General features: G+C 45.2%; 13 protein-coding genes. 10 read left to right on the top strand and 3 right to left on the bottom strand.

What is annotated here, in order from left to right; genetic code table 11:
• Positions 1–56: 56 nt before the first annotated feature.
• Together truC and QVA83_RS17355 are read left to right on the top strand one after the other, a co-directional pair.
• Entirely contained in the window at positions 57–821 is a 765-nt protein-coding gene (gene truC / locus QVA83_RS17360; protein WP_049586005.1) for a tRNA pseudouridine(65) synthase TruC, read from the top strand.
• 66 nt (positions 822–887) lie between these two features.
• Entirely contained in the window at positions 888–1,337 is a 450-nt protein-coding gene (locus QVA83_RS17355) for a flavodoxin domain-containing protein (RefSeq protein WP_069943864.1), read from the top strand.
• Positions 1,338–1,467: 130 nt separating this feature from the next.
• On the opposite strand, the gene dapD is transcribed toward QVA83_RS17355, so the two are convergent.
• The 3 genes from dapD to map all read right to left on the bottom strand — a co-directional run bounded on the left by dapD (position 1,468) and on the right by map (position 6,056).
• Positions 1,468–2,292, bottom strand: a complete 825-nt coding sequence (gene dapD / locus QVA83_RS17350; RefSeq protein WP_014975848.1) for a 2,3,4,5-tetrahydropyridine-2,6-dicarboxylate N-succinyltransferase — start codon at positions 2,290–2,292, stop codon at positions 1,468–1,470.
• On the bottom strand, positions 2,289–4,940 hold the full coding sequence (gene glnD, locus QVA83_RS17345; RefSeq protein ID WP_039224764.1) for a [protein-PII] uridylyltransferase: 2,652 nt from the start codon (positions 4,938–4,940) through the stop codon (positions 2,289–2,291). The genes dapD and glnD overlap by 4 nt, the downstream gene beginning before the upstream one ends.
• Before the next feature lie 321 nt (positions 4,941–5,261).
• Positions 5,262–6,056: a type I methionyl aminopeptidase gene (gene map / locus QVA83_RS17340; RefSeq protein ID WP_014948551.1), complete on the bottom strand. Its 795-nt coding sequence runs from the start codon at positions 6,054–6,056 to the stop codon at positions 5,262–5,264.
• A 412-nt stretch (positions 6,057–6,468) separates the two neighbouring features.
• Between map and rpsB the strand changes: the two genes are divergently transcribed.
• From rpsB to rseP, 8 genes are all read left to right on the top strand, one after another.
• Positions 6,469–7,200: a 30S ribosomal protein S2 gene (gene rpsB / locus QVA83_RS17335; protein ID WP_014948552.1), complete on the top strand. Its 732-nt coding sequence runs from the start codon at positions 6,469–6,471 to the stop codon at positions 7,198–7,200.
• Positions 7,201–7,321: 121 nt separating this feature from the next.
• Positions 7,322–8,194, top strand: coding sequence for a translation elongation factor Ts (gene tsf, locus QVA83_RS17330; protein ID WP_014975850.1), 873 nt, complete (start codon positions 7,322–7,324; stop codon positions 8,192–8,194).
• Positions 8,195–8,431: 237 nt separating this feature from the next.
• Positions 8,432–9,169: a UMP kinase gene (gene pyrH, locus QVA83_RS17325; protein ID WP_014948554.1), complete on the top strand. Its 738-nt coding sequence runs from the start codon at positions 8,432–8,434 to the stop codon at positions 9,167–9,169.
• A 23-nt stretch (positions 9,170–9,192) separates the two neighbouring features.
• Positions 9,193–9,750, top strand: a complete 558-nt coding sequence (gene frr / locus QVA83_RS17320; RefSeq protein WP_014948555.1) for a ribosome recycling factor — start codon at positions 9,193–9,195, stop codon at positions 9,748–9,750.
• 9 nt (positions 9,751–9,759) lie between these two features.
• Positions 9,760–10,542 (top strand): polyprenyl diphosphate synthase, encoded by a 783-nt coding sequence (gene uppS / locus QVA83_RS17315; protein WP_014948556.1) that lies wholly within the window; start codon positions 9,760–9,762, stop codon positions 10,540–10,542.
• Between the two features lie 54 nt (positions 10,543–10,596).
• Positions 10,597–11,460 (top strand): phosphatidate cytidylyltransferase, encoded by an 864-nt coding sequence (locus QVA83_RS17310; RefSeq protein WP_069943866.1) that lies wholly within the window; start codon positions 10,597–10,599, stop codon positions 11,458–11,460.
• A complete protein-coding gene (ispC, locus tag QVA83_RS17305) occupies positions 11,460–12,647 on the top strand; it encodes a 1-deoxy-D-xylulose-5-phosphate reductoisomerase (protein WP_069943867.1) in 1,188 nt (395 codons plus the stop codon). Before QVA83_RS17310 ends, ispC begins: the two co-directional genes overlap by 1 nt.
• On the top strand, positions 12,641–13,060 hold a 420-nt coding region (rseP, locus tag QVA83_RS17300), incomplete at its 3' end, for an RIP metalloprotease RseP (protein ID WP_287498744.1). The genes ispC and rseP, both read left to right, overlap by 7 nt.

The following is a 13,060-nucleotide window of genomic DNA, read 5'->3' as shown; positions in this document are numbered from 1 at the left end:
GCACTATGTAGAACGATTTAAAAGGCCAATTAACTGTGCATTCAGATGAGCAAACAATAGGAAAGGTAGACGTTGGTGAGGAAGATAGTGTTAATGCTCTTCATTTACCTGTGTTGTACCAAGATGAACATATCATCGCGATTGAGAAGCCGCCAGGTCTACTAGTACACAGAAGTCCGATTGATAGACATGAAACGGTGTTCGCAGTACAGACACTTCGAGACCAAATAGGCCAGCACGTCTATCCTGCTCATCGTTTAGACCGACCCACTTCAGGTGTGCTGGTGTTTAGCTTTAGCTCAGAAATTGCAGCAAAGCTTGGACAGCAGATGATGGACAAGCAGGTAGTAAAAACGTATCACGCTATAGTTCGCGGTTTTGTGCATCACACAGGGTATATCGATTACGCCCTAAAATACCGCTACGACAAAATTGCAGACAAGCATAAGCGCCCGCAGCAGCCGCCACAACCTGCATCAACTATGTATCAGTCAGTGGCAAAATTCGAAGTGCCTGAGCCTGTGGGCAAATACCAAAGTGCACGATATTCGCTAGTTAAGCTTTCTCCTAGTACCGGTCGCAAACATCAGCTTCGTCGGCACATGGTTCATATTCGTCACCCCATTATCGGCGACACGACCCACGGGGACGGCAAACAAAACAAATTCGCCAAGCAGCACTTTAATTTTAACAATTTGGCCTTAAGTTGTACTCAAATGGGCTTTTCTCATCCTATCACTGGAAAGTGGGTAACGATTAATTCACAGATGCACAGTGAAATGCGACTATGGCTCGAAAAATTAGCGCCGTTTTGCGTTTAGGTTGATAAAATAGTAAGAATTTCCGCCTGTCGACAAAGGCGACGATCATTGGTTTAAGAGGTAAAAATGGCAACATTGAAAATTATTGCGGGTACAGTTTACGGCAATGCGCAACACGTAGCTGAGCAGGTGGAAGAGAACTTAGCTGAACAGGGCGTGGATTGCTCACTTGAAAGCGACCCGTCGGTTGCAGATTTTACTGATGCCGACGCACTTTTGATCATTACCTCTACAACAGGGCAGGGCGATGTACCACCAAACCTTGAGTTTGTGTTTTCAGATCTGAAAGACGAATCGCCAATGCTAACCGGCAAGCCATTCGCGGTAGCAGCGCTAGGCGATAGCAGCTATGGCGATAGTTTCTGTGGTGCGGGTAAACAGTTTCATGCGTTACTGACCGAGCTACAAGGTAACGCAGTTGCCGATATGTTAGAAGTTGACGCGATTGAAACCCTAGAGCCCGAAAAAGACGTAGTAGAGTGGGTTAACACCATTAAAGATAAGCTGTTGGCTTAAGTCTTAGGAGTGTCCTGATTACGAAAAGAAAGAGGCGCATAAGCGCCTCTTTTAATTTGTGAGTCTTTCAGCATGTGGCTCGGCTAATTGAAATTAACCCGAGCCGTTAGCGATAAGCCAGAAATACTGCTTATTCTACGCCGCGAAGTAGCGCGTTGATACCTACTTTCGCGCGGGTCTTCGCATCTACTTTCTTCACGATGATAGCGGCGTAAAGGCTGTATTTACCATCTGCGCTTGGCAGGTTACCCGCCACGACTACTGAACCTGCTGGTACACGGCCATAGTGAACTTCACCGGTTTCGCGGTCATAAATACGAGTGCTCTGACCGATGTAAACGCCCATTGAGATAACAGAACCTTCTTCAACAATCACGCCTTCTACGATTTCAGAACGCGCGCCGATAAAGCAGTTATCTTCAATAATGGTGGGGTTAGCTTGAAGTGGTTCTAATACGCCGCCAATACCCACGCCACCTGAAAGGTGAACATTCTTACCAATTTGCGCACACGAGCCTACTGTCGCCCATGTATCAACCATAGTACCTTCGTCAACGAACGCACCAATGTTTACGTAAGAAGGCATAACAACCACGTTCTTGCCTACGAATGTACCCGTACGTACCGCTGCTGGTGGAACAATACGCGCGCCGTCAGCCGCAAACTGTTCAGCAGTATAGTTTGTATACTTAAGCGGTACTTTGTCATAAAACTTACTTTCGGCGCCTTCAATCACATCGTTGTTGTGAAGACGGAAGAAAAGTAGAACAGCTTTTTTAAGCCATTGATGTACTACCCATTCGCCAGCAATTTTTTCTGCAACGCGCGCTTTACCTGTGTTTAAAAGGTCAATAGCTTGTGCTACTGCATCTCTTACTTCATCAGGTGCAGATGAAGGGCTAATGCTATCGCGATTTTCGAAGGCGTCTTCAATGATGGCTTTCAATTCATTCATGGTATTGTGATATCTTCAAGTTGGTCGAGTTTAAACAGGATACGCTTTTTAAGGTTCACCTGTTGTTCTTGGGTTAATGCTTTGCCAGCCTCATTGCTGACGATAAAAATATCTTCGGCTCGCTCGCCAATGGTGGCAATTTTCGCAAGCTTAAGCGTCATATTAGTATCAACGAATGCGTGACCAATTTTAGCTAAAATGCCCGGAGCGTCTAGGGCTTCTAACTCAATAAGCGTGGCTTCATCGTTGATATTGAAAAAGCGTACCTTAGTAGGCACATCAAGTTGTTTCATTTGCCGAGGCAATTTACGCTTATTTTCGTGCGAACGCCCCGGCTTTTCAAGTTGGGCAGAAATAGCATTTTCAATGGACGCAATGCGAGACTCTGAGCTTATACGACTGCCGTCATTTTCAAGAATAAGCATGCTATCGAACACATAGCCATCTCTAGTTACGGTAACGTGGGCGTCGTGAATTGAACAGTTGCGACTGTCCAGCACTGACGCGACTTGCGCAAACAATGCTTTTCTATCTTTGCCGTAAACAAACACCTCAGTGCCACCTTTCGCACTGTTATCATTTGCTTTTACTAACAGGCCATCGTGCTCTGGTGTAAGCCATTCATTCTGAGCTTTAATAATTTCATCAGTATGCCACGCGATTTGAGTAGGCTTAAAGCGAACAAAGTAATCGTCGTCCAGGCGGGCCCACAATGCATCAATAGCAACAGGCTCAATAGCGCGCTCTTGCAAAATTTGCCTTGCTTGGTGTTTGTGAGTAGTTACTCGCTCGTTCAATGTTACTTGACACTGTAGTCCATTATCCAATGCCTTTTGCGTCATTAAATATAATTCGCGAAGTAAAGATGCTTTCCAGTCGTTCCAAAGGTTGTCATTGGTGGCACGAATATCGGCAAGGGTTAGCGTATAAAGCAAATTAAGGTGATTGTGGCTTCTTACCGCGCCAGCAAACTCGCTTATAACGTCTGGGTCATAAATATCGCGGCGTTGGGCTACCACTGACATCAGTAGGTGGTTTTCTACAAGCCATGCAATCATTTCAGCATCGTCGCTGGGAACATCGTGTTGCTGACAGAACTTTGCTACATCTTGGGCGCCTAATGTGGAATGATCGCCATTTCTACCTTTGGCGATATCGTGGAAAATAGCAGCGATATAAAGCACTTCTGGTTTATCGAGGTTTCTACAAATTCTGCCGCAGCGCGGGAAGTCCTTATTTGCCTTTGAGAAAAAGTAGTTAACGTGCTTTACTAGTCGATGCGTGTGCTCGTCAACCGTGTAGGCATGAAATAAGTCAAACTGCATCATACCTACAATGGCATCCCATTCAGGAAGATAAGCTTGTAAAATGCCGTATTGATGCATGATGTCCCATGCAAAATCAAAGAACTCTGGCTGTTTCATTAAGCGCATGAATTTTTCGCGGCACAGTGGGCGCTCAACATAGTATTCTGCTTCAAAAGCGCGGTGAGCGTTGCGCAGCTGACGTATGCAAATCGTACTGAGGCCTTGTACTTCTGGCGTGTTGGCCACCAAATGCAGAAAGTCCAAGATTGCTTCGGGAGAGGAGAACACGGTTTCGTGTCGTGGCGATATCATATTATCGAGCAGCTCGAAATCTTCGTTTATGATCACGCTTTTCTGAACGCTTTGATTCAGCATGTCGTACTTGAAGCGCTGAAGCAGCATTTGATTCAGTTCAGACACCCGCGCCACTGTGCGGAAAAAGTCCCGCATCATTTTTTCGACAGACGATTTACCTTCTTCACCATACCCCATCATTTTTGCAACGTCAGGTTGGTAATCAAACAGCAGCCGGTTTTCGCTTCTGCCTGCAACCAGATGCAGTGCACAACGCATTTTCCAAAGGTGCATGCGACAAGCAATTAATTCACTGTGCTCTTGTTCTGTAAAGTAGCCGTGGCCTACTAAATTCCAGCCGTCGTATTCTTTAAAATGCTTTTTGGCGACCCAGCCAATAGATTGAATATCACGCAAACACCCGGGGTTTTCTTTGATGTTAGGTTCAAGGTTATAAGCGGTACCGTTGAATTTGGCGTGGCGTTTTTTCTGCTCGTCGTACTTGGCTGAGAAAAACGCTTTGCTCGACCATGAGTTTCGACCGTTAACTTCATCCCACAATTTATCAAAGGTGGCTTCACTGCCGCAAAGTAATCGGCTTTCCACTAAATTGGTCGCAATCGTAATATCGTCTTTTGCTAGCTTGACCGTTTCTTTGATAGTGCGAACTGACTGGCCAACATCTAATTTGATATCCCATAAAAGGGTGATGAACATGCCAATTTTTTCTTGTACATCGGGCTTAAGCTTCTTTTTACTAACTATGAGTAAATCGATGTCTGAATGAGGTTGCAGATGACCACGGCCGTAACCACCAACGGCGCAAAGCGATAATTCGTCGACGGTATCTAAACCATAAAGTTGCCAAAGATGACAAAGCAACGCATCGACGAACTGTGCACGACCGGTAACGAGTTGATTAACCGGCGTAGCGTCGAAGGACTCCGTTATCCAGGCATAACTGGCTTCCACGCACGATTTAATGGCGGGGATTTCATCAACAGAGCTAATTGTGTCGATATTCTTTATCAGTGATTGCAGCGTCAAAATACACCTTTGAAATAGACTTCTTTTTAGACGCTAAGAACAATAGCATGAATTGCTAGTAGTTCGCAGTAGCAAATTAATGCATAAGTTAGGTTGAATTGTGAATATTTATGGTTTTTTGTTATAGGTGTGTAGCGCAGTAAATATGAGGGGAGTGGGCACACGATGCCGAACTTTGATAGTTGGAATTTGAGCTAACGAGCCAATAAAAAAGCAGCCGCGAATTCAACGGCTGCTTTGCATAATTCGATAGACTCAATCTTCTGTAATCATATTTTTAACGCGATTATTCGAAACGTTATCAATATTGTCGAAGTCGATTTATCCGTGAGAAATGATGCGTTCCAAGGTTTCTTCTTCGCGAAGCGTAAGAATCTCAACGCCGGTTTCAGTGACCAATAGGGTGTGCTCCCATTGGGCGCTTAAACTTCTGTCTTTAGTTACCACAGTCCATTGGTCTGGTAGCACTTTTGAGTAGCGCTTGCCTGCGTTTACCATAGGTTCGATGGTAAAGCACATGCCTGGCTCTAACACATCACCCGTCCCTGGCTTACCGTAGTGAACAATTTGTGGTTCTTCGTGGAAACTAGCGCCAATACCGTGGCCGCAGTATTCACGAACTATTGAATAGTTATGCGCTTCAGCATGGGTTTGACAAATATGACCGATATCGCCAAGACGCATGCCCGGTTTCACTTGCTCAATAGCTTTGTACAAGCATTCTTGGGTAACGCGAATTAGGCGTTCTGCAAGAATAGAAGGCTTACCCACCACAAACATTTTTGACGTATCGCCATGATAGCCATCTTTGATAACTGTCACGTCGATATTAATGATGTCGCCGTCTTTCAGTTTCTTGTCAGAAGGAATACCGTGGCAAATACAGTGGTTTACCGACGTACAGATAGACTTTGGAAAAGGCGGGTGGCCGTAGTTTAAAGGCGCAGGTACCGCTTTTTGCTCATTTACAATGTAGTCGTGGCAAATAGTATTTAGCTCATCAGTGGTAACGCCTTTCTTTACGTAAGGCCCTATCATAGTAAGCACTTCGGCTGCCAATTTACCGGCTACGCGCATTTTTTCGATTTCTTCTGGGGTTTTGATAATAGCTGTCACAGCGCCTCTCAAATCGTTTGAAACTAGTTTGATGAAGAATTTTGATTACTTACGCATTATAACACTATTCAGGTCATTCTTAGTAAGGTGATGATATTGTTGGTTTTTATCTGCTAAAGGCAGAGATGGAAAGCGAGCTCATTAAGGGTTCTATACTTTCTTTAACCTAAATACTTCAAATTGTCGCTTTTTACCCTCAAAACTTGAGGCTTAGGTGGTATTGTGGTATAAAGCGCGCGCCCTGACGGAAAGCTCATTTTGCCACGTGCATTTGGCACCGTTTTAGAGGGTAAATTTATTTTATTAAAACACACATATACCGACACTTCGTATCGGGGTGTTCAGTTCAATTTAGGTTGGTCTGAATCGATACAAGGGGTATATGGAGGCCTAACCCCAAGAGGAAAATAAAATGGCTAATGTTTCTATGCGTGACATGCTGAAAGCAGGTGTGCATTTCGGTCACCAAACTCGTTACTGGAACCCAAAGATGAAGCCTTTCATCTTCGGCGCTCGTAACAAAGTTCATATCATCAACCTTGAAAAAACGGTTCCACTTTTCAACAACGCACTTAACTACCTTTCAGGTGTTGCGTCTAAGAAAGGTAAAATCCTTTTCGTTGGTACTAAGCGCGCAGCTGGCGAAGCAGTTAAAGATGCTGCTCTTAAGTGCGACCAGTACTACGTAAACAAGCGTTGGTTAGGTGGTATGCTGACTAACTGGAAAACAGTACGTCAGTCAATCAAGCGTCTTAAAGATCTTGAGCAGCAAAGCCAAGACGGTACGTTTGAGAAGCTAACTAAGAAAGAAGCACTTATGCTTCAGCGCGAAATGGACAAGCTTGAAAACAGCCTTGGCGGTATCAAAGACATGGGCGGTCTTCCAGACGCGATCTTTGTTATCGACGCAGATCACGAGCACATTGCTGTAACAGAAGCTCGTAACCTAGGTATTCCTGTTGTTGGTGTTGTTGATACTAACTCTAACCCAGACGGTGTTGATTACATCATCCCTGGTAACGACGATGCTATCCGCGCTATCCAACTTTACTTGGATGCTGCTGCAAACGCTATAAACTCAGGTCGCGAAAGCAACCTTGAAGTACAAGCTGAGCAAGACGACTTCGTAGAAGCAGCAGAGTAATTCTGATTGCTTACTGTCATATCTTAATAATATGGCAGTACTACAATACGAAACGTATTGAGAGGGGCGACATCGCCCCTTTTACCTAACGAATTTATATTTAATGCTGAGGAATTGAAAAATGGCAGTGACTGCAGCACTAGTTAAAGAACTGCGCGAACGTACTGGCGCAGGTATGCTGGATTGTAAAAAAGCCCTGGTTGAAACGGATGGTGACATTGAGTTAGCCATTGAAAACATGCGTAAATCAGGCCAAGCGAAAGCGGCTAAAAAAGCAGGCCGTATCGCAGCTGAAGGTGTAATCCTTACTAAGGTTGAAGCGGGTCGCGCGACTATGCTTGAACTAAACTGTGAAACTGACTTCGTAGCACGTGACGAAGGTTTCCTTAAATTTGGTAACGAGCTTCTAGAAGTAGCAGCTGCTAACAACATCAACGACATCGAAGCGCTTAACGACGCAGACATGAACGGCGTTAAAGTTAGCGAAGCGCGTGACGCACTTGTTGCTAAAATCGGCGAAAACATCTCTCCTCGTCGCGTTATCAACGTTGAAGGCGATACACTAGGCGCGTATGTACACGGCGGCCGTATTGGTGTTATCTCTATTCTTACTGGCGGTGACGAAGAGCTTGCGAAAGACGTTGCAATGCACGTTGCAGCTGCAAGCCCGCAGTTCGTTAAGCCTGAAAACGTTCCAGCAGAAGTTGTTGAGAAAGAGAAAGAAATCCAAATCGAAATCGCTATCCAGTCTGGTAAGCCAGCTGATATCGCTGAGAAAATGGTTGCAGGCCGCATGAAGAAGTTCACTGGCGAAGTGAGCTTGACTGGTCAGCCTTTCGTTAAAGATCCTTCAATCTCTGTTGCTGAGCTTCTTAAGAACAACAGCGCAGACGTAATCAACTTCGTACGTTTCGAAGTTGGTGAAGGTATCGAGAAGAAGACTGAAGACTTCGCTGCTGAAGTAGCAGCTCAAATGGCTGCTGCTAAGAAATAATTGAGTGTTTATCTTTTGCATTAAGCAATAGTTAGATAAACTACAAAGCACCTCTTAGGAGGTGCTTTTTTATAGCTGAACGTCTTTAGTGTTGCCATTGCAATGCGTAAGTGTGAAGCTAGGCGAGATTAAGTACGCGCCTGCCTGACAAACGAAAGCGCTTTGTCCTATGTTTTTTACATCAGTGGCTTGTTGAAAGACATAGGACAAAACGGGTTTACGAGGACAATTCAAACTATGAGTATCACACCAAAATCAGCATACCGACGCATTTTGTTAAAGCTTAGTGGTGAAGCCCTAATGGGGGCGGAAGGCTTTGGCATAGACCCTAAAGTGCTAGATAGAATGGCGCAAGAAATTAAAGAGCTGGTTGAACTTGGTGTTCAAGTTGGTCTTGTTATCGGTGGTGGTAACTTGTTCCGTGGCGAAGGCTTAGCAAAAGCGGGAATGAACCGCGTTGTTGGCGATCACATGGGAATGCTGGCTACCGTAATGAATGGCTTAGCCATGCGCGATGCGCTTCATCGTGCATTTGTAAATGCGCGAATGATGTCAGCAATACCGCTAAACGGTGTTTGCGATGCCTACAACTGGGCAGAAGCCATTAGCCTTCTTAAGTCAGGCCGTGTTGTTATCTTCTCTGCCGGTACAGGCAACCCTTTCTTCACCACAGACTCAGCGGCTTGTTTACGCGGTATCGAAATTGAAGCCGATGCGGTATTGAAAGCGACAAAAGTTGATGGTGTTTACAGCGATGATCCGGTGAAAAACCCAGAAGCAACGCTTTACGAAGAACTGACTTATCAAGAAGTACTAGAAAAAGAACTTAAAGTGATGGACTTGTCAGCGTTTACTTTGGCGCGCGATCACAGCTTGCCAATTCGCGTATTCAACATGAATAAGCCAGGTTGCCTGAAGCGTGTTGTGATGGGCGAAAAAGAAGGTACTGTTATTCGCCACGCTGACAACGATTAATTAAGAACAATAGGATACAAATCGTGATTGATGAAATTGAATTAGATGCGCAAGAGCGCATGGAAAAAAGCCTAGTTTCTCTTAAGGGCCAATTCAGCAAAATCCGCACAGGTCGTGCGCATCCAAGCCTTCTAGATGGCATCATGGTACCTTATTACGGCGTAGACACGCCGCTAAAGCAAGTGGCTAACGTCGTTGCAGAAGACAGTCGTACTCTAGCGTTAACTGTGTTTGATAAAAGCGCCATTCAAGCGGTAGAAAAAGCCATTATGCAGTCTGATTTGGGTTTAAACCCAATGAGTGCAGGTGGTTCAATTCGTATTCCACTTCCTCCACTTACTGAAGAGCGTCGTAAAGACCTTATCCGCGTTGTTCGCAATGAAGCGGAAGGTGGTCGTGTCGCTATCCGTAACATCCGTCGTGACGCGAACGGTGACATCAAAGATCTTCTTAAAGAAAAAGAAATCAGTGAAGATGAGAGCCGCGCTGCTGAAGAGAACATTCAATCTATTACTAACGATTTCATTAAGAAAGTTGACAGCATGCTTGCTGACAAAGAAAAAGAACTAATGGAAGTATAAGTAAGTATTATGATTGGAAAGCGTTTAAGCGCAGCCAAATCGACAAAAGCAGAGGTGCCAGCAGAATCTGCTGGCCCGAAGCATGTTGCAATCATTATGGATGGCAATGGTCGATGGGCGCAAAAGAAAGGGAAAATTCGTACCTTTGGTCATAAAGCCGGGGTAGAGTCTGTTCGTTCTGTTGTGCGCTTTGCACGTCAAAACGGTATTGAATCACTTACGCTATTCGCGTTTTCAAGTGAGAACTGGAAACGTCCTGAGGAAGAAGTCAGTGTCTTAATGGAGCTGTTCAATCTTGTCCTCAATAGCGAAGCAAAAAGACTACACAAGAACGGTGTACGTCTACAGGTTATTGGTGATGTTGAGGCGTTTGATGCCAAGCTGGTCGAAAAAATTCGTAAAGCTGAAGACATGACCAAAGATAACAAAGATTTGGTCTTAAATATCGCCGCAAATTACGGTGGTAGATGGGACATTGTAAACGCGGCTAAGCAGCTTGCTACGCAAGTGAAAAGCGGCGAGCTTGATGTGGAAAGCATCTGTGAAGACGCACTGAATGCGCACATTTCAACAGCTAACCTTCCTGAGTTAGACCTTCTTATTCGCACAGGTGGCGAACACCGTATTAGCAACTTCTTGCTGTGGCAATGTGCCTATGCAGAGTTGTACTTTACCGACGTACTATGGCCCGACTTCAACGAAGACGTGTTTCAATTGGCCGTAGACGATTTTAACGTTCGCCAACGTCGCTTCGGTTTAACCGGTGAACAGGTAGTCACAGCCGATGGTTAACACCATACAGGCAATTATCAGGCTTGCCCTGGTAACGATAGCCAAGGGCAAATTATGCTAAAACAACGAATAATAACTGCATTAATCCTCGCGCCACTGGCGCTTTACGCTATTCTTTTTCTTCCTATTTTTTGGTTTGAAATAGCCATTGCTGGTGTTGTCGGCATTGGCGCTTATGAATGGGCGAATATGTCGGGCGTATGTGAACGTCCTAAAAAGCTCATTTATATGGCAGGTGCCTTTGCCATATGTATAGCCTTGTCTCTTATTGTTGATGCCAGCACGATTTGGTATCAAGGCCAATTACATGGTTTATACCGTGTCATATTAACGGTTGCCGTATTATGGTGGATAGCGTCTTTATTTATGGTGCTAGCCTATCCCAAATATTCCAAGTTCTGGAAAGACAGTCGCAGCGTTAGAACCCTATTTGGGGCACTTACGCTTATACCCACATGGGTAGCGGTTGTTGCGCTTCGTACGAGCTTGCACGATGTTGATCCTTTCTACGGTGCTTCACTCATCTTCTATGTGCTGGGGATTGTTTGGGCTGCAGATATAGGTGCATTCTTTGTTGGCGTAAAATTCGGACGCCATAAGCTACGCCCTAACGTATCGCCAGGTAAAAGTTTAGAAGGCTTGTTAGGCGGTATTGCAGCTTCATTCGCTATTATCGCTTTTGCGGCCCTTCACTATCAGGTAGAGCCTTCGCGTATTTGGCTTCACCTTGCTATTGGCGGTATTACGGTGGCTGTTTCCGCCCTTGGCGATTTAAACGAAAGCATGCTTAAGCGTTGTGCGGGCATTAAAGACAGCGGCAAAATTCTCCCTGGACACGGTGGTGTACTCGATAGAATCGACAGCTTAACCGCGGCATTCCCTGTTTTTGCGTTCTGCTATGTAACCTGGATGGCGTAATGCAAACAGTAACAGTGTTAGGGGCCACAGGCTCCATTGGTTGTAATACACTCGACGTAATAAACCGCCACCCAGACAAATATCGCGTATTTGCTATTACTGGCAACTCACAGCTTGAATTGCTTATGGAGCAGGCCCAGAAATGCGCGCCGCGCTATGTGGTAATTGCTGATGACGCTAACTACAAACTAGCCTGTGAGTTAGCATCCCAGTACGGTGTGGATGCAGAAATTCTCTCTGGTGCTAAGGCGCTGGAAGAAGTATCCAGCGCGCCTGAAGTTGATGCTGTAATGGCAGCCATTGTGGGTGCAGCAGGGCTTTTACCCACACTGGCAGCAGTAAAGGCGGGTAAACGGGTTTTGCTTGCCAATAAAGAAGCGTTAGTCATGTCTGGTGCTTTATTTATCGAGGCTGCGAACCAAAGCGGCGCTGAAATTCTTCCTATTGACAGCGAACACAACGCCATATTCCAGTGCCTACCGCACGATTATGAATACGGTAACTTTGCCGCATCCGGCATTCGTAAAATTCTCTTAACGGGTTCTGGTGGTCCGTTTAGAGAAAGACCGCTTCATAGCTTCTCGTCAATTACAATTGATGAAGCCAGTACACACCCTAACTGGTCGATGGGCAGAAAAATTACAATCGATTCTGCAACTATGATGAACAAGGGGCTGGAGTTCATTGAAGCCTGTTGGTTGTTCGGTGCTGGTGCAGATGATATTGATGTGGTTATTCACCCGCAAAGTATTATTCATTCTATGGTGCAATATGTTGATGGCTCGGTGATCGCACAAATGGGCAATCCTGATATGCGTACCCCTATTGCTTATGGTTTGGCGCATCCTGAGCGAATCGAAGCTGGCGTGACGCCGCTCGACTTTTCTGACATTGGCAATTTCAGTTTCCAAACCCCTTGTTTTGAGCGTTATCCGAATTTGAAGCTGGCTATTGATGCGTGTAAAGAAGGGCAATGTGCAACAACACGAGTGAACGCGTCAAACGAAGTGGCTGTCGACGCCTTTCTAGAAGGCAAAATTCAGTTTTGCGATATTGCTAAAGTAAATGACGCCACGCTTAATGCTATGCCCAATGTGTCGGTGAATTCTATTCAGCAAATATTAGAGCAAGACAGCCTTGCAAGAGCAAAAGCTAACGAGATTATTCGAGGTAAATTCCAGTGCTAGCATTTTTATGGAGCCTTGGTGCATTCATTGTAGCCTTAGGTATTTTGGTTGCTGTACATGAATGGGGGCACTTCTATGTGGCTCGTAAATGCGGTGTGCAGGTAGAGCGCTTCTCAATTGGTTTTGGAAAGCCTATATGGCGTAAAACAAGTAAATCAGGCACAGAATATGTCATCGCTATGATCCCATTAGGTGGATACGTGCGCATGCTCGATGGACGTATTGATGACGTACCGCCTGAGTTAGAAGACAAAGCGTTTAACAATAAACCCGTTTTGCAGCGCATGGCGGTTATTGCTGCTGGCCCTGGCGTTAACTTTATTTTTGCGTTTTTCGCACTGTGGTTGATGTATCTGGTGGGGCTGGAAACGGTTAAGCCAGTAGTTAAACAGGTAGAGCCAGAGAGCATCGCA

Source organism: Alteromonas sp. AO-Serp (assembly GCF_017849675.1).
Lineage (GTDB): Bacteria > Pseudomonadota > Gammaproteobacteria > Enterobacterales > Alteromonadaceae > Alteromonas > Alteromonas macleodii.
Note: the sequence above shows the minus strand (reverse complement) of the source record. Positions and strands in the feature narration are given on the sequence as shown.